We start from the raw sequence: 16,780 nt of genomic DNA on the forward strand, positions 1-16,780 counted from the left end.
ATTGACCATTGACCATTGACTAACGGCGAAGTCTACTATGTTTCTTTCCGTACACAAAATACAGACACAGCCCAATCACCAGCCAAACCACAAAACGTTCCCAGTTGGTCGTTCCGGATTCACAAAGCAGGTAAGTACAACATAAAAATCCGAGCACCGGAATAAGTGATAATTTCTTTACGAAACTGAGAATAGTAGTCGCCAGAAACACCGTACCGAAAAGCAGGTAAGGTACTTTTTCGCGCCAGACGCTCCAGCCCGATTCACCTTTTTCATTTACGCCACTCAAAAAGCCGCTCACGCCGCCGGGATAAAATTTGAGGAACAAAATGACTGCTGTAATAAACAGCGCCGGTACAATCAACTGACCATTGACATACGGTGTTTTGAATTTAATTGCCGATACGGTTTGCGAAGTATCGCCTTTCTTTCTTCTTTCCTCTAGCAGCAAAATACCTCCGCAAACCAGCACAAATGCAAACAGAGTACCCACGCTGGTCAGCGCTACCACATCATTCAGATTCATAAACAAAGCCGGAATACCCACTACAAAACCCGTCAGCACCGTAGAGAACGAAGGTGTTTTATACTTTGGGTGAATGCGCGAAAATACCGGCGGCAGCAAACCATCACGGCTCATGCTCATCCAGATACGCGGCTGTCCGAGCTGGAAAACGAGCAATACACTCGCGGTGGCAATTACCGCACTTACAGAAATAATACCCGCCATCCAATCCATCTGGATACTCTGGAACACATGTGCCAGCGGGTCGCCTACATTCAGTTCTTTATAACTCACCATACCAGTCAGCACCAGGGCAATCAAAACATAGACAACCGTACAAATGATCAGTGAATAAAACATGCCACGTGGCAGATCGCGCTGCGGATTACGACATTCTTCTGCTGTGGTAGAAATGGCATCAAACCCGATGTACGAAAAGAAAACAGCTGCCGTTCCGCCCAGCACGCCAGCAATACCATTAGGCATAAACGGATGCCAGTTTACGGGTTTTACGTAAAAAGCACCGGCAATAATCACCAGCACAATCACCGCCATTTTCAAAATCACCATGCCATTCATCAATCGCTTCGACTCCTTGATACCTATATATATGATCGCGGTAATGACAACGGTAATCAGGAATGCCGGTAAATCACAAATCAGTTTAAAACTACCAAACGAAGGCGCATTGGCCCAGGCAAGTTTAGCGTCAGCGGTAGCGCCTGCTTTCGCGGTCCAGTAATCCATGGTCAGAAACTCCGGAATATGCAGCCCCAGCCCGTCTAGTAACGTGGTGAAATAATCACTCCAGGAAATGGCTACCGCAATATTACCAATCGCATATTCCATCAGGAGATCCCAGCCAATTATCCAGGCAATGATTTCGCCGAAGGCAACATAAGAATAGGTATAAGCACTACCCGACACCGGCACCATGCTCGCAAATTCTGCATAACAAACCGCAGAAAAACCACAGGCAATCGATACAAACAAAAACAGGAACACCACACCCGGACCACCCTGAAAACTGGCTGTTCCGATAGTGGAAAAAATACCGGCCCCTACAATGGCTGCGATACCCATAAAAGTAAGATCGCGGACACCCAGCACTTTATTGAGCCCGCCGGACCCGTGCCCGTCACTGAGCCCACTTGCTGCTTCCAGCTCAATTTGTTGTATAGATTTTTTACGAAATAAGTCTTGCCACATGCGCGCTAAAACGTATCTGATGTGATACGGGCGGTAAAGTAAATTGAAAAATGAACAAGAAAAAAGCGCCGGCCGAAAATTGACAGGGATATATACCATCTATACTCGCTTAGGCAGGATTTGAATGCGGCTTCTTACATTTGGAGTGCAAATAAGTAAAATCATGAGTAAGATCGTAGAAGAATTCAACGAATACCGGGGTAAAATGAACGAAGTGATCCTGAGTAAGAATAATAAAGTGATCAACCGTCTTTTTAATCTCGATACCAATACATATGCAGCAGGCGCATTGCCGGTAAAAACAAAGGAAATGCTCGGACTGGTTGCCAGCATGGTACTCCGTTGCGACGATTGTATCAAGTATCACCTCGGCAAGTGTCACGATGAGGGCATCACAACGGATGAGATGTATGAAATTTTTGCCGTGGCAAACATTGTTGGCGGTACTATTGTAATTCCACATACCCGCCGCGCTGCAGAATATTGGGAAGCACTGCAGGAAGGCTAAAAACTTTTTTCATAAACAAATAAAACGCGATACGGTGCCCAACTGTATCGCGTTTCTTTTATGTCTTTCACCGAAGACATTTGCGATGAGATGACAAATATTTGCTACTTGTTGCGAAAAATTTATAGTTTTAACCTTTCTAAAAACCACAACTACTCAATCCAATGACCTTACACAAAGTCCTAATGGCTACCGCCATAGCTGTGCTATGCGCACAGGCTTCGAAGGCGCAGATGAGCAGCTATACCCAAACGCTGAATGCGACGGGTGGCACTGCGGTTGTCAGCACCGACATCTTCGAATGGTCAGTTGGGGAAATGCCCCTGGTACAAACCTTTACCACTTCCAGTCTGATGGTTACACAAGGTGTTTTGCAAACTGATCCAATCTCTACGGATGTAAATACTACAGCAGGGATTAACGACAATCTGCACGTCTATCCGGTTCCGGCATCTTCATTGCTCAATATCCAGTATGATTTCGCGAAAAGCGGAACGCTGAACTATGAGCTGCAGGATATCACCGGCCGTAAAATTGCAGGTCGCTCGCTGAAGATCAGTTCCGGCAGTCAGACCGAACAGGTATCGATGGAATCATTAGCCAGCGGTCACTACCTGCTTCATGTGCTGTATCAGCCTACAGGCGCTGACAAAGCTTCTTCCGTTGTCTTTAAAATTGAAAAAAACTAATTACTCATTATTCCCTTATTTATTAACCACCCGATTTGAATAAAATGAAAAAACAATTTTTAACTTTTGCGCTCTGCGCATTTGCGGCTTATAGTGCCTTTGCTCAGGCTCCTCAAAAATTCAATTACCAGGGTGTAGCGCGTTCTGCAACCGGTAGTGCGATTGCCAACCAGTCTATTGGTCTTCGCATCTCCATCCTCGATGGTTCTTCCACAGGTACGGCTCAGTATGTAGAAACACAAACTGTTACTACAAATGCCCTCGGCTTATATAATCTGCAAATTGGCGGTGGTTCTGTGGTAAGCGGCACGTTCGCCAATATTACCTGGGGTTCCGGCAATAAATACATTAAAGTAGAAGCAGATCCTACAGGTGGTAGTTCTTACACAACACTTGGTACATCTCAATTATTGAGTGTTCCTTATGCATTGTATGCGGCAAACGCAACAACTGGCGGTGTTTCCGGTACTAAAAACTATGTAAGTAAATTTACTTCTGCATCTGCAATTGGCAACTCCAGCATTTACGACAGCCTTGGCAAAGTAAGTATCGGGTCAATTACGCCAATTGCGACGCTGGACATTAGAAGTGTTGCTGCAACGGATTCTATGCTGCAATATATCAGCTCCACTTATAACGGTAGCGTCAACTATGGTGTTCACCGAGTGGAATACTCCGGTACATCAGAAAACGCTGCTGGTAGCATTGTCGCGGCATTTCCACCGGCAACCCAGACAAGTTCTGCGACAGGTATCGTTGGCGCTGGTAACAACACCGGTGTAGACGGTCGCGCACTGAACTCACTCTCTGCGCCAACCTCTACCCTTACAGACATGGGTGTTCTGGGCCAGGCTTATTCCCAGGGTTCAGCAGCTGGTGTTTTCGGTTACGCAAATAATTATACCGGCACGGCAGCTGGTACTAAAATAGGCGTTTATGGTACGGCAACTGGCGGTGCTACTAACTATGCCGGTTTCTTTAATGGCAATGTACAGATCAATGGTACATTGGCGAAATCATCCGGTACGTTCAAAATCGACAACCCGATGAATCCTGCAAACGAATACCTCTACCACAGCTTCGTAGAAAGCCCGGATATGATGAACGTTTATAACGGCAACATCACTACAGACGCTAACGGTAAAGCAGTAGTTACACTGCCTGATTATTTTCAGACACTGAATAAAGATTTCCGTTATCAGCTGACGGTGATCGGTACGTTTGCGCAAGCAATCGTTGCTGAAAAAGTAAACGGCAACAAATTTGTGATCAAAACCAATCAGCCAAATGTAGAAGTAAGCTGGCAGGTAACTGGTATCCGTCAGGATGCATTCGCAAATGCACACCGCGTAGTGCCGGTTGTAGAAAAAGAAGCAGAAAACAAAGGCAAATACCTGAATCCGGTAGAGCTGGGTAAAGATCCTTCACTGCAAATTGGCCGTCTGGAAATGCCAAAAACTGGCGCACTGGGTATAACACCATCAGTAAAAGGCAAATAATCGCTAAAGCACATAAAATCAGAAAAGCCGTCCCAACAACATCGTTGGGACGGCTTTCTTATTTATGAATCTTTTTCCTGACGTTAACCGGAATGTTTAATGTTTAATTCCAACTTATAACCTATAACATACAACTTATAACTCACAACTTACCTCTTGTAATTCGCCACTACCTGATTGTACAGGTTCTCGTACATCGGAATGATTTTCTCCTTTTCGAAATTGCTGGCATGCTCAATTGCATTCCGTTTAAACATTTCCAGCGTGTTGTCTTCTTTCAGGATTTCAATTGCATGTTTCGCCATATCCGTTACATCGCCTACATCACTTAAATAGCCTGTTTTACCTTGCACATTAATTTCCGGTAATCCTCCGGCATTGGTAGAGATCACAGGTACACCACAAGACATTGCTTCCAGTGCTGCTAAGCCAAAGCTTTCGTAAGAAGAAGGCAGAATAAATAAATCGGTGATGCTGAGAATTTCATCCATCTGTTCCTGTTTACCAAGGAAGCGGATATCATTGCAGATACGCAGCGTACGGCAAAGCTCTTCAGCACTCTGACGCTCCGGCCCATCGCCGATCATCAGCAATTTAGACGGAATCACTTCATGTACCCGTTCAAATACGCGCACCACATCTTCTACTCTTTTTACTTTTCTGAAATTGGAAACATGCGCCAGGATCCGCTCACCATTTGGTGCCAGCATTTTTTTAAAATGTCCTTTATCAGTTTGGCGGAAACGGATGGAATCTACAAAGTTTGGAATAACCTGTATATCTTTTTCGATGGCAAAAGAACGATAGGTTTCTTCACGCAGATTATCGGAAACCGCTGTAATCGCATTTGATTCATTAATCGAGAATGTAACCACCGGCGCATACGTCTGATCTTTCCCTACCAATGTAATATCCGTACCATGCAACGTTGTAATAAATGGAATATCTCTGCCCTGTTTTTTCAAAATCTGACGGGCGAAATAAGCAGCCGACGCGTGTGGAATCGCATAATGCACATGCAGTAAATCCAGATTATTGTTTAGAATCACATTCACCATGGTGCTGGCCAAAGCAGTTTCGTAAGGCGGAAAATCAAACAACGGATATGTGGGCACCGTTACTTCGTGATAATAAATATTGGGATGGAAATTGAGCCGTACCGGTTGTTGGTAGGTGATAAAGTGTATTTCATGGCCTTTTTCAGAAAGCGCCATACCTAATTCTGTAGCCAGAACCCCACTACCGCCAAATGTCGGGTAGCAAACAATACCTATCTTCATTACTATTACCTGCTTATGTAAAACAAAAATGCTGACGCAAATATCCATATCCTGAGGGATATATCAAGAATACCTGCATCAGCATTTTCAATGGACCAATTTGGGCTTAAAGCCCAAAGCTTAAAGCTTTCCCACGTAGTACAGCTTTAAGCTTTAGGCGTATTTAACTAGCTCATTTTCGCGTTGCTCAGAATATACGCGCGTACCAGGCTGGTTTGCGTTTCATCGAGGTGCGCTTTTTTCGCCATACCAGGAATAATACCTTCCCATGACTGCACGGTGTGCGTCGGCGGTTCTTTCAGTTTATGACACTTCTGGCAATTAGCTTCGAAAATTGTTTTTCCCTGAGCAAGCTGGTCGTCCGTAAAATTCTTCTTGATCTCTGCTACTTTTTCTTCTGGTGTCGGACCTGCTGAGCTTACAGATTTAGAGGTTTTGGGAGCACATTGAACCAATGCCATTGATGTAACGGCTAATACTGTAATAACAAGCAGCTTTTTCATAACGATCTATTTACAAATAAAATTACTAAAAGATTTGAGATCGCCGCATTACGTTTGAACAAATTAATCCGCATTTCTATTATTTTAGAGGCTATAAAACTGCTTTAAGGTGAACGGAATATCACGTCCGTTCAAAAAATACCATAATGAAAAAAACATTTCTACTCGCTGCCGCTACACTATTTTCAGCTTATGTGCAGGCCGCCAGCGATTCGCTGACCATCCACCGCATTTCAGACGATATTATGCTCAATGGCACCTGCTATAACAGTCTGCGTACGCTTTGCAAAACCATCGGACATCGTATCAGTGGTTCTCCGCAAGCCGCAAAGGCGGTGATCTGGGGACAAAAAGCGATGGAAGATGCAGGAGCCGACCGCGTTTGGTTGCAAGCTGTAGATGTTCCGAAATGGGTACGCGGCAAGGAAAGTCTGAAATTACCATTAGGCCCGAACAATAGTTTTATCAGCGTACCGATGCTTTCTTTGGGCAATTCGGAAGGCACCAAAGGAAAGGTGCTAAAGGCCGATATTATTATGGTCAACAATTTTGACGAGTTCAAAAACCTGACCGAAGCCGAAGTGCAGGGAAAAATTGTTTTCTTCAATTATCGCTTCCGCCAGGATTGGGTCAATACCTTCGCTGGTTATGGCGATGCCGTAAAATATCGTTGGGCAAGTCCATCCATCGCTGCAGCTAAAAGCGCAGCAGGCGTAATTATCCGCTCTATTTCTACGGGAGCAGATGATGTGCCGCATACCGGGTCCATGCATTACAGCGATACCACCAAAAAAATTCCCGAAGTAGCGATCGGCAATCAAACCGCCGATAAACTGGAAGAAGCCTGTCACAGCCGCAAGGAAGTGACTGCTGTTTTACAGTCAGAATGCCATATGGATGGTACTGCACCATCTTATAATGTAATTGGTGAGATTAAAGGTTCGGAACATCCGGAAGAAATTGTGGTATTCGGTGGCCACCTGGATTCATGGGATGTAGGCGAAGGCGCACATGATGACGGCGCTGGTTGTGTACAATCTATCGAAGTGATCCGTACACTGAAAGCTTTGGGCATTCACCCAAAACGTACTATTCGTGCCGTATTGTTTATGAATGAAGAAAACGGAACCCGTGGCGGCGCTGCTTATGCTGATTCTGCTTTGAAAAATAAAGAAAAAACAATTCTGGCACTGGAAACGGATGCCGGAGGTTTTTCGCCAAGAGGTTTTGGTACGGAAGGAATGAAGCCAAATCAGAAGATGAAAATACAAGGCTATGCTCCATTGTTTTTACCTTATGGCATTTATGATTTTTCTAAAGATGAAGGCGGTGCCGATATCAGTTTCCTCGGCAAACAAGGTGTACCAATGATGGGCTTATTGCCAGATCCGCAGCGTTATTTTGATTACCACCATACCAACGCTGATGTCTTTGAACAGGTAAATCATCGCGAATTGAAACTCGGCGCTGTTGCGATGACTTCGATGGTATATTTGATCAGTGAATACGGACTGTAGCAATGGTGAATGGTCAACGGTGAATGCCGATGAAAGGCTCCCAAAAATTGACTGTTCTAAAATACGGCTATTCAGACCCGATCATTCACGAACTTGAATTTCGCACAATTGACCATTCACAATTGACCATTCACAATTGACCATTTGATAAAAAAACTCTTCCGGAAACCATCGGCTGTCATTGCGGCTTGTATCATCGGACTCACTTGTCTGGTGGCGATCTTCGCTTACCAGCTCTCGCCCGATTCCTCGCCCTATGCCAATCGCATGATTGTAGAGCTGGGCGCGCGGCAACCTGGTTTCCGGAAACAATTACTTTATATTCCCAAAGCCATTCCACCTGCTAAAGAAAATAGGCTCACCGCCTGGTTTACCGGCATGCCATCGGCGTTTCAATATCTACCCATCAATAGTTATTGGTTTCGGGAAGATAAAATACTAGTGTCGCACTATATCGATGAGGACATGAGCGACACCATTACCTACAAACTGAGCGCACTCGTGCCTTCATCAATACAACAACAATCGATCGCGGCACAGCAAACTTATTTGCAGCAATACCAGATTAAAAAAATCCGTTTCTGGCTGGGCACAGATCGTTATGGACGTGATATTTTATCACGCTTGCTCGTCGGCTCACGGGTGAGTATCGCCGTGGGATTTGTCGCGGTTATTCTGTCTATAACTATTGGTATTATTTTAGGTTCACTCGCCGGATATTTCCGCGGTATTATTGATAACGCCATCATGTGGGTCATTAATATGCTTTGGGCCATTCCTACCCTGCTGCTTGTTTTCGCCATTACGCTTACTATTGGGAAAGGTTTCTGGGAAATTTTTATCGCCATCGGACTCACCATGTGGGTCAGCGCCGCACGTCTCATTCGCGGACAAATTATGGTGCTGCGCGAGATGGAATATGTAACGGCCGCGAAAGCGTTAGGATTAAGCGATATCAGAATTATTTTCCGGCACATCCTGCCCAATATTTCCGGGCCGGTAATGGTCATTGCTGCGAGTAATTTTGCAACAGCCATTTTGATAGAGGCAGGGCTGAGTTTCCTCGGCATAGGCGTACAACCTCCCCAACCGTCCTGGGGACTTATGATTAAGGAGCACTATAATTTTCTGCTCACTGATCGCCCGTTTCTCGCCATTATTCCCGGCATTGCCATCATGCTGCTGGTTTATGCATTTAACATCCTCGGCAATGCAATGAGAGATGTACTCGACGTGAGAGAGTAATCAATGGACAATTAACGGATACCTGGTTGTCACATCAAAAAAACGAAACCTCAATACATGAGGCAGGTTTATGGTAGATTATCTATTATTAGACATTCACTAAGATTTCGGCTTTTTTTACTTTTGAATTTTGACTTTTGACTTAGCGTCAGCTTTTCTTATCTTGTGAAAAATTTCCCGGCTATGGAAAATAATATGAAAGAAATACGCCTGGGCCAAGGCTTAGGCAAGCTCATCTTCGGTATGACACGCGATCAGGCTAAAGCAATCCTCGGCGCACCGTCTGAAAAAGAAAAATACTCTTTGTCTGACGATGGCGACGATACAGAAGCTTGGCATTATGATGATCTGGGACTGTCACTTTCCTTTGATCAGGAAAATGAATGGAAACTGACCAGCATCGCAGTAAGTTCTGAAGATTACAAACTGGAAGGTGAAGTACTTATAGGCCGTGAAATGGAAGAAATTCTGGATTCGATCAGTAAGAAAGACTGGGGCGAACCAGAAGAAGATGAAGAAGTAGCCGAAGAAAGTCCTGAACACCGTTTGCTGCACATCGACGAAGCCACACTCAGCCTGTGGTTCGAAAACGGTGTACTCACAGAATTACAATGGGGTCCGTTTTACGAAAACGAATCCGTAAAATGGCCATCTTAATAGCCGTCGATTGTACCCGAAATCATTAAAAAGAGGTTGTCTGTGACAACCTCTTTTTTGTTATTTTGCTGATCACTGATACTCCAAAAGTCAAACCGTTAAAAAGTCAAGAGGTTAAAACTTATAACGTAGAACTTAAAACGTACAACTTATAACTTAAAACCCGCAACTTAAAAACGAAATCCAAACACCAATGATAAAAACAAGATCTGGCATTTTATTTTACATAATCACCATCGGTGCACTGGTAGGGCTTATTTTCTTTGTTTTACACGCAGGTAAGCAATTAGAAACCTCCATTGGCAGCACACTCACGGCAAACCCAATGCCAAAACAGGCCCTGCAGCAAAACGCGCATTCGGCACTATCGCACCCACTGGCCGTATTTATTATGCAGATCACCATTATTATCATTGCGTCAAGACTCTGCGCTTATCTGTTTCAAAAAATCGGGCAGCCCGCCGTGATGGGCGAAACCATCGCAGGCATCCTTCTTGGTCCTTCGCTGATGAGCGCTGCGTTACCTGGTTTCAGTCAGTTTATTTTCCCGGCAGCATCATTGGGCAACCTGCAGATGCTCAGTCAAATCGGACTCATCCTGTTCATGTTCGTTATCGGAATGGAACTTGATTTGAATGTACTGAAGAAAAAAGCCGGCGCAGCCATCATGATCAGCCACGCCAGCATCGTCATTCCATACGGATTGGGCGTTTCGCTCGCCTATTTTATTTATCAAAAATATGCGCCGCCACATATCCCATTTTACGCATTCTCGCTTTTTATGGGCATCGCCATGAGTATCACCGCATTTCCGGTACTGGCCAGAATTATACGTGAGCGCAACTGGCAAAAAACACGACTCGGCACTTTAGCAATTACCTGCGCAGCAGCAGATGATATCACGGCCTGGTGTTTGCTGGCAATTGTTGTAGCCATTGCCAAAGCAGGCTCCCTAAGCGCGGCTATGTACACCATTTTGTTCGCACTGATTTACGTGTTGGCAATGTTTTTTATTATAAAGCCTTTTCTCAGCAAATTACTATCACGCAAAACCGAAGACAAAAACATTCACCGGTCCACGCTCGCGCTGGTATTTGTAGTATTGTTACTTAGTGCTTATTGCGCGGAAGTCATCGGGATTCACGCTCTGTTCGGCGCATTTCTGGCCGGCGTTGTCATGCCTCAAAACTGGAATTTCAGAAATAACCTTATCCATAAAATTGAAGATGTCGCGCTCGTATTATTGTTGCCACTGTTCTTTGTATTTACGGGTTTACGTACGCAAGTAGGACTACTCAACACGCCGGAACTAGGCATTACCTGTCTACTCATTATTCTTATCGCTGTACTGGGTAAACTGGGAGGCAGCGCCTTCACCGCACGCTTTACCGGAGAAACACCACGCAATAGCCTTGCCATTGGTGCACTGATGAATACCCGTGGGCTCGTAGAACTTGTGGTACTCAACATTGGTTACGACCTCGGCATTCTCACGCCAGAAATGTTTACCATGATGGTATTAATGGCAATCGTCACTACACTCATGACCACGCCAATATTGAATTGGCTAAAGGTTACGGGAGACTAAAGCTGGTGCGAGATTATTTTTCGCCCGATTATATCAAAATTATTTTTGCCACAAGCGTCAAAACTCCGGTTAAAATAAGTTGCGTCGCACACTGCATCACCAGTGCTGCTATTGGGTTTTCCCATACAAACTTTGCACTTTTAACTTTTGAATTTTTAATTTACCCGATCTTCATCAATTGTTCCAGCACCACAAAAGTAGCCGGACAAACGGTTGCATTCTTTAAAGTAAGGGAAACACGCTTCAGCAGTACGTCTTCATCGGTATACGGATAACGGCGGCAATCGCTCGGGCGATCTTCGTAAATAGAACACGTGTTGTCGTCAAGCAGAAAAGCGCAGGGCGATTGTTTTAAGACATAATCGCTGTCCTCATCCAGTTTAAGGTATTTACCAACCAATTCACCTTCTTTCATGCGCAGCGCTTTGGCAATACGTTTGATATCAGGTTGTTTAAAACGAGGGGAATAATTTTTACAGCAATTCGCACATTCCAGACAATCAATTTTGCTGAATGCTTCCTCATGCAAATCCGGCAATGCTTTCAGCATTTTATTCTTATTGCCTTTTTCCAGCAATCGTTTATAAGATTTCTGATGTTCTTTAGAAACCTTTTGCCAGTCTGCCGGTAATGAATCCTGATTTGCCATGGAAACGCAAAGTTACTGAAAAGTGAATGGTCAATGGTGATTGGTCAAAGCAATTCGTCGTTTGTCACCCTGAGCTGCGTCGAAGGTCGATATTCCATGGTTCGACTACGCTCACCATGACAAAGTGTGTCTCGCGATGGAACTCCCCTTCAGGGACCGGGGTAAATAAAAAAAAGCCAGCCTGAGAACAGGCCAGCCCCTATAAACCCTATCACCATGAAAACATCTTTATGCTATATGCTGAAGTATTTTATGTCGTTGTTTGTAATGTAAAATTACGATGGAAATTGATTTTGTCAACAAATTTTAGGTGTAATAACATCTAAAAAACAATTTTCAGAATCTTCAGAATCTATCATTATACATAACTCATTGTTACACATTCATCTTGTCCATGATTCTTTCCAGATCCTCGTCGCTATAAAATTCTATCACGACAGAACCTTTACCATTTTTCTTACGATCGAGCTTAACACGCGTAGAAAAATGGGAAGCCATATTGTCCTCAATACGTTTGTAAGCAGGCGGCAGTTTGTGCGCGTCTTTTACCGGATTGTTCGGAATTTTCTCGGAAGTCATGTTTTTTACCAGCTGTTCTACCTGGCGCACAGACAATCCTTTTTCCAGCACTTCACGGTAAACATACAATTGCTGATCAATCTGCTCCAAACCGATAATAGCGCGCGCATGTCCCATTGAAAGACGGCCATCGCGTACTGATTTTTGTATATCTGGTGGTAATTTGAGCAGACGGATGTAATTGGTCACCGTGCTACGCTCTTTTTTCATGCGCTCAGAAACTTGTTCCTGAGTAAGGTCGCATTCATCCATAAGACGCTTGTAGCTCAGTGCCACTTCAATAGCATTGAGATTTTCGCGTTGCAGGTTTTCAAGCAATGCCATTTCGAGCATTTGCTGATCATCTGCAGTACGCACATAAGCGGGGATATCTTTCAACCCAGCCATTTTAGCGGCACGCCAGCGACGCTCACCGGAAATGATCTGAAATGATTTTTCACCCACTTTTACAACCGTAATTGGCTGGATGATATCATGCAGTTTAATACTTTCTGCTAATTCATTCATCGCCTGTTCGTCAAAATCATGACGCGGCTGTTTCGGGTTGACCGCAATCTGATCTACCGGAATACGATTAATAGCATTTCCGTTATTTGCAGCAGAAGCAGCGGCAACAGGCTGTGGTTTCGCACCAGACACCACATCAGTGGTCGCCTTCATGTCCTCATCAATAGTATTGAGCAACGCTCTGATACCTTTTCCTAATGCCTGTTTTTGTGGATTCTTATTTTGAGCCATGCTCGTCAGTTTCAAATATTTTATCCTCGTTTTTAATCTTAGTCAGGTTGTTTTTCTGCAAAATCTCTTTACCGAGATTCAGATAGTTTACAGCACCTGTACTTTCTGCATCATACATCAATGCAGGCTTACCAAAACTCGGCGCTTCACCCAGTTTGGTATTGCGGTGTACGATGGTATTAAATACCAGTTCACCAAAGTGATTTTTAATCTCTTCCACAACCTGGTTACTCAGACGCAAACGGCCATCGTACATAGTCATCAGAATACCCTCCACCTGTAAGTCAGGGTTGATATGCGTTTGTACGATCTTGATCGTGTTCAGCAATTTGCCGAGACCTTCAAGGGCAAAATATTCGCATTGTACCGGAATGGCTACGCTATCAGCTGCCGCAAGCGCGTTTACCGTGATGAGACCCAGCGACGGCGAACAATCGATGATGATAAAATCAAACTCTTTACGCTGCTCTTCTAGCGCTGCACGCAGAATATGCTCACGGTTTGGATGATTGATCAGTTCGATTTCAGCACCAACAAGGTCAAGATGAGACGGCATGAGGTAAAGATTAGGCGTTTCCGTTTCCAGAATAATCTGGCTGGCGGGCGTATCATTTACCAGGCAGTCATAAAGGCTGAGCTGAATATTTTTCAGATCAAACCCGTTACCCGTAGTACTGTTAGCCTGCGGATCGCCATCCACAAGCAGGGTTTTATACTCCAGCACTGCCAGACTCGCAGCCAGATTAATGGCTGTGGTAGTCTTTCCTACGCCACCCTTCTGGTTGGCTATCGCTATAACTTTACACATTTGTAAGTCTAAATTCAAAAAAGTCAATAATCTTATAGGGCAATTTCTTTACCGATTTCCGGCAAAATAAGCGTTTTCCCCGCAGCAGCAAATTGTTTTGCAACTGCTTCATGATCTATGCGGATCACTTCAAAGGTATCAAAATGCACGCCAACTATCTTATCACACTGAATAAAATCTGCCGCAAGGATTGCTTCTTCTGCATCCATTGTGTAATTACCGCCAATTGGCAATACTGCAAATGAAAGTTTCACGAAGCGTGGAATCAACTGCATATCCGTAATCACGCCAGTATCACCCGCGTAGTAAAAAGCTCCTTCATCATTGCTGATCACAAAACCGCCGGGATTACCGCCATAACTGCCATCAGGCATACTGCTGCTGTGTGAAGCCGGTACAAAACGCAGTTTACCGAAGTCGAACTGCATGCTACCGAAATTAATACCATGTACTTTTTCACAACCGTTCTGATGCGCCCAGCCTGCTACTTCTGCCGCTGCAATAACCGTAGCTCCTGTATTTTGAGCAATCGCCGCCATGTCACCAACATGATCACCATGACCATGTGAAACAAGAATATAATCAGCTTCAATTTTCTTTACATCAATATCTTTAGCCAGCGCATTGCCGGTGATAAACGGATCAAACAGTAATTTCTTGCCCGCAGTCTCTACCATAAAGCAAGCATGTCCGTAATAAGTAAATTTCATAGCCGTATCGTTTAGTTGACCTGGTATTAAAAGGCCCACAAAAATAATGTTCGCCCGCGACTTTTTGAGCGTTTAAATATAAAATGTGGATAAGATGAAATGAAAAGCAGACCATTCATTTAAACAATAGATAATACATCGAGCCGCGGTGGTCGAAACAATGCCGGTACACTTTCAAATATTTCCACAACTATATCAGGTATAACAATTTGTCATTCGATTTTACGTATTCACTTCCGATGACCAAAGCATGTACCTTTGCAACCATATTTTCTGTTTACTCCCAATGATCACAATAATAGCCGGCACCAACCGCAAAGACAGTATGACACTGCGGGTCGCCAATCTTTATTATAAAATACTGAGTGAAAAAACGAATAACGTCCAACTGCTTTCGCTGGAGGACAAGGACATTTTAACACGTAATGACGTGATGAAGGAAATTGAAGAAAATTATCTCATTCCTTCCGAAAAATTCGTTTTCATCATTCCTGAATACAATGGCAGTTTTCCCGGCATACTAAAACTACTACTCGACAACAGTGATATCAAAAAAGCCTGGTGGCATAAAAAAGCAATGATGACTGGCGTATCCGACGGTCGGGCGGGCAATCTGCGAGGTATGGAACACCTTACGAATATCCTGCATTACGTAAAAGTGCATGTATTGTATAACAAACTGCCGATTTCCCGGATCAACGAAGAAATGGATAAAGACGGCAATCTGCTGATTCCTGCCACCCGCCAGGTAATTGAGCAACAAATCGATGAATTTTTAAACTTTTAGAACTTATGTGGTTGCGCTTATTGTTGTTCATCGCCATTTTAGGATTGGTGGAATATTACAGTTTTATCGTAATTCGCTCAGCGGTCCGGAATCTGCCTTCCATTTGGCGGATCGGCGTAATTTCAGTGTATGTATTGATTACTGTCCTGGCCTGGAGCGCTATCATATTTTTCCGCCAGATCAATTGGGCTCATCTGCCGCATTTGCTGCGCAACCTCTCTATTGCTGTGATTCTGGGCATGACAGTCGGCAAAGTCCTGATGACGCTGGTGATGCTGGTTGACGAAATACGCAGGATTGCACTTTGGATTTTTCAGTCGTTCCAATCACCGACTACCGTTCCGATGCCTGACCCGAAAGGCATCAGCCGTTCAACGTTTCTTACAAGATTTGCACTGTTACTCGGTGGCTTTGCTTTGGGTGGCTTCGTTTATGGCGTAAAAAACCGATACAATTATCATGTGCGTCGCGTTCGTCTTTCTTTTAAATCGCTGCCAGAGGCCTTTAAAGGAATGAAAGTGGTTCAGATCTCCGATATTCATACCGGTAGTTTCGACAGTCATCATGCGGTAGAACGCGGCGTTCAGAAAATCATTGACGAAAAACCGGACCTGGTGCTTTTTACCGGCGATCTGGTCAATAATAAAAGTGAAGAAGCTGAAAGCTACAAAGAGATATTTGCTCGTATCAAAGCGCCGCTGGGCGTATACTCCAGCCTTGGCAACCACGATTATGGCGATTATGTAGAATGGGATTCACCTGCTGCTAAAAAAGCGAATCTGGACCGCCTGAAACAAATCCATGCAGAAATGGGCTGGCGTTTGCTCCTCAATGAACATGTGGAACTGGAGAAAAACGGCGAGAAAATTGCTATTGTAGGTATCGAAAACTGGGGCGCTAAAGGTCATTTCTCCCGTTACGGCGATATGAAAAAAGCCTACGAAGGTTTGCCGGAAAAAAATATTCCATTTAAAATGTTGCTCTCGCACGACCCTTCCCATTGGGATGCACAAGTAACACCGGAGTATAAAGACATTCAACTCACACTTGCCGGACACACGCACGGCATGCAGTTTGGCGTAGAAATTCCTGGTCTGAAATGGAGCCCGATTCAATATATGTATCAGAAATGGGCGGGACTTTATCAGGAAGGAGAACAATACTTATATGTAAACCGGGGATTCGGGTTCCTGGGATATCCTGGTCGACTGGGTATCCTTCCGGAAATTACTGTTTTTGAATTCGTGTAGGCTTCGCCGTTAATAAGTTAAAACGGCAAAGAGATTGATACGTCGTTATGCAATAGGCC

At 44.2% G+C, this 16,780-nt stretch carries 16 protein-coding genes; 9 read left to right on the forward strand and 7 right to left on the reverse strand.

Annotation, left to right across the window (positions count from 1 at the left end; translation table 11 throughout):
* Positions 1 to 19: 19 nt before the first annotated feature.
* Positions 20 to 1,714: an amino acid permease gene (locus DN068_RS11790; RefSeq protein WP_110999129.1), complete on the reverse strand. Its 1,695-nt coding sequence runs from the start codon at positions 1,712 to 1,714 to the stop codon at positions 20 to 22.
* Positions 1,715 to 1,877: 163 nt separating this feature from the next.
* Between DN068_RS11790 and DN068_RS11795 the strand changes: the two genes are divergently transcribed.
* The 3 genes from DN068_RS11795 (at position 1,878) to DN068_RS11805 (ending at position 4,410) form a co-directional block, all read left to right on the forward strand.
* The gene (locus DN068_RS11795) at positions 1,878 to 2,222 is read left to right on the forward strand and encodes a carboxymuconolactone decarboxylase family protein (protein WP_110999130.1); all 345 of its coding nucleotides are present in this window, start codon (positions 1,878 to 1,880) and stop codon (positions 2,220 to 2,222) included.
* A gap of 185 nt (positions 2,223 to 2,407) precedes the next feature.
* Positions 2,408 to 2,911: a T9SS type A sorting domain-containing protein gene (locus DN068_RS11800; protein ID WP_110999131.1), complete on the forward strand. Its 504-nt coding sequence runs from the start codon at positions 2,408 to 2,410 to the stop codon at positions 2,909 to 2,911.
* Between the two features lie 44 nt (positions 2,912 to 2,955).
* Positions 2,956 to 4,410, forward strand: coding sequence for an autotransporter outer membrane beta-barrel domain-containing protein (locus DN068_RS11805; protein WP_110999132.1), 1,455 nt, complete (start codon positions 2,956 to 2,958; stop codon positions 4,408 to 4,410).
* A gap of 149 nt (positions 4,411 to 4,559) precedes the next feature.
* Here the strand turns inward: DN068_RS11805 and bshA are convergent, their stop codons facing one another.
* Positions 4,560 to 5,690, reverse strand: a complete 1,131-nt coding sequence (bshA, locus tag DN068_RS11810) for an N-acetyl-alpha-D-glucosaminyl L-malate synthase BshA (RefSeq protein WP_110999133.1) — start codon at positions 5,688 to 5,690, stop codon at positions 4,560 to 4,562.
* 167 nt (positions 5,691 to 5,857) lie between these two features.
* Entirely contained in the window at positions 5,858 to 6,193 is a 336-nt protein-coding gene (locus tag DN068_RS11815; protein WP_110999134.1) for a cytochrome c, read from the reverse strand.
* Between the two features lie 146 nt (positions 6,194 to 6,339).
* Here DN068_RS11815 and DN068_RS11820 point away from each other — a divergent pair, with 146 nt between their 5' ends.
* The 4 genes from DN068_RS11820 to DN068_RS11835 all read left to right on the forward strand — a co-directional run bounded on the left by DN068_RS11820 (position 6,340) and on the right by DN068_RS11835 (position 11,200).
* Positions 6,340 to 7,710: a M20/M25/M40 family metallo-hydrolase gene (locus tag DN068_RS11820; RefSeq protein ID WP_110999135.1), complete on the forward strand. Its 1,371-nt coding sequence runs from the start codon at positions 6,340 to 6,342 to the stop codon at positions 7,708 to 7,710.
* A gap of 144 nt (positions 7,711 to 7,854) precedes the next feature.
* Positions 7,855 to 8,955, forward strand: a complete 1,101-nt coding sequence (locus DN068_RS11825) for an ABC transporter permease (protein WP_243630225.1) — start codon at positions 7,855 to 7,857, stop codon at positions 8,953 to 8,955.
* Between the two features lie 183 nt (positions 8,956 to 9,138).
* Positions 9,139 to 9,612 carry a hypothetical protein gene (locus DN068_RS11830; protein WP_110999137.1) on the forward strand — a complete coding sequence of 158 codons (474 nt, stop codon included), beginning with the start codon at positions 9,139 to 9,141 and terminating at the stop codon, positions 9,610 to 9,612.
* A gap of 193 nt (positions 9,613 to 9,805) precedes the next feature.
* Positions 9,806 to 11,200 carry a cation:proton antiporter domain-containing protein gene (locus tag DN068_RS11835; protein ID WP_110999138.1) on the forward strand — a complete coding sequence of 465 codons (1,395 nt, stop codon included), beginning with the start codon at positions 9,806 to 9,808 and terminating at the stop codon, positions 11,198 to 11,200.
* A 160-nt stretch (positions 11,201 to 11,360) separates the two neighbouring features.
* On the opposite strand, the gene DN068_RS11840 is transcribed toward DN068_RS11835, so the two are convergent.
* The 4 genes from DN068_RS11840 to DN068_RS11855 form a co-directional block, all read right to left on the reverse strand.
* Positions 11,361 to 11,849 (reverse strand): YkgJ family cysteine cluster protein, encoded by a 489-nt coding sequence (locus tag DN068_RS11840; protein WP_110999139.1) that lies wholly within the window; start codon positions 11,847 to 11,849, stop codon positions 11,361 to 11,363.
* 375 nt (positions 11,850 to 12,224) lie between these two features.
* Positions 12,225 to 13,166 carry a ParB/RepB/Spo0J family partition protein gene (locus DN068_RS11845; RefSeq protein WP_110999140.1) on the reverse strand — a complete coding sequence of 314 codons (942 nt, stop codon included), beginning with the start codon at positions 13,164 to 13,166 and terminating at the stop codon, positions 12,225 to 12,227.
* Positions 13,153 to 13,974 carry a ParA family protein gene (locus tag DN068_RS11850; protein WP_110999141.1) on the reverse strand — a complete coding sequence of 274 codons (822 nt, stop codon included), beginning with the start codon at positions 13,972 to 13,974 and terminating at the stop codon, positions 13,153 to 13,155. The genes DN068_RS11845 and DN068_RS11850 overlap by 14 nt, the downstream gene beginning before the upstream one ends.
* A gap of 32 nt (positions 13,975 to 14,006) precedes the next feature.
* On the reverse strand, positions 14,007 to 14,684 hold the full coding sequence (locus DN068_RS11855; protein ID WP_110999142.1) for a metal-dependent hydrolase: 678 nt from the start codon (positions 14,682 to 14,684) through the stop codon (positions 14,007 to 14,009).
* Positions 14,685 to 14,970: 286 nt separating this feature from the next.
* On the opposite strand from DN068_RS11855, the gene DN068_RS11860 reads away from it, so the two are divergent.
* The gene (locus DN068_RS11860) at positions 14,971 to 15,471 is read left to right on the forward strand and encodes an NADPH-dependent FMN reductase (protein ID WP_165836373.1); all 501 of its coding nucleotides are present in this window, start codon (positions 14,971 to 14,973) and stop codon (positions 15,469 to 15,471) included.
* A gap of 5 nt (positions 15,472 to 15,476) precedes the next feature.
* On the forward strand, positions 15,477 to 16,721 hold the full coding sequence (locus tag DN068_RS11865; protein WP_110999144.1) for a metallophosphoesterase: 1,245 nt from the start codon (positions 15,477 to 15,479) through the stop codon (positions 16,719 to 16,721).
* Positions 16,722 to 16,780 lie beyond the last annotated feature (59 nt).

Origin of the sequence: Taibaiella soli (genome assembly GCF_003236175.1) — a bacterium.
GTDB lineage: Bacteria > Bacteroidota > Bacteroidia > Chitinophagales > Chitinophagaceae > QKTW01.

Excerpts from the sequence above, each read along its gene's own strand:
- DN068_RS11790 (WP_110999129.1), bottom strand. The coding sequence starts at position 1,714 with ATGTGGCAAGACTTATTTCGTAAAAAATCTATACAACAAATTGAGCTG.
- DN068_RS11795 (WP_110999130.1), top strand. The coding sequence starts at position 1,878 with ATGAGTAAGATCGTAGAAGAATTCAACGAATACCGGGGTAAAATGAAC.
- DN068_RS11800 (WP_110999131.1), top strand. The coding sequence starts at position 2,408 with ATGGCTACCGCCATAGCTGTGCTATGCGCACAGGCTTCGAAGGCGCAG.
- DN068_RS11805 (WP_110999132.1), top strand. The coding sequence starts at position 2,956 with ATGAAAAAACAATTTTTAACTTTTGCGCTCTGCGCATTTGCGGCTTAT.
- bshA (WP_110999133.1), bottom strand. The coding sequence starts at position 5,690 with ATGAAGATAGGTATTGTTTGCTACCCGACATTTGGCGGTAGTGGGGTT.
- DN068_RS11815 (WP_110999134.1), bottom strand. The coding sequence starts at position 6,193 with ATGAAAAAGCTGCTTGTTATTACAGTATTAGCCGTTACATCAATGGCA.
- DN068_RS11820 (WP_110999135.1), top strand. The coding sequence starts at position 6,340 with ATGAAAAAAACATTTCTACTCGCTGCCGCTACACTATTTTCAGCTTAT.
- DN068_RS11830 (WP_110999137.1), top strand. The coding sequence starts at position 9,139 with ATGGAAAATAATATGAAAGAAATACGCCTGGGCCAAGGCTTAGGCAAG.
- DN068_RS11835 (WP_110999138.1), top strand. The coding sequence starts at position 9,806 with ATGATAAAAACAAGATCTGGCATTTTATTTTACATAATCACCATCGGT.
- DN068_RS11840 (WP_110999139.1), bottom strand. The coding sequence starts at position 11,849 with ATGGCAAATCAGGATTCATTACCGGCAGACTGGCAAAAGGTTTCTAAA.
- DN068_RS11845 (WP_110999140.1), bottom strand. The coding sequence starts at position 13,166 with ATGGCTCAAAATAAGAATCCACAAAAACAGGCATTAGGAAAAGGTATC.
- DN068_RS11850 (WP_110999141.1), bottom strand. The coding sequence starts at position 13,974 with ATGTGTAAAGTTATAGCGATAGCCAACCAGAAGGGTGGCGTAGGAAAG.
- DN068_RS11855 (WP_110999142.1), bottom strand. The coding sequence starts at position 14,684 with ATGAAATTTACTTATTACGGACATGCTTGCTTTATGGTAGAGACTGCG.
- DN068_RS11860 (WP_165836373.1), top strand. The coding sequence starts at position 14,971 with ATGATCACAATAATAGCCGGCACCAACCGCAAAGACAGTATGACACTG.
- DN068_RS11865 (WP_110999144.1), top strand. The coding sequence starts at position 15,477 with ATGTGGTTGCGCTTATTGTTGTTCATCGCCATTTTAGGATTGGTGGAA.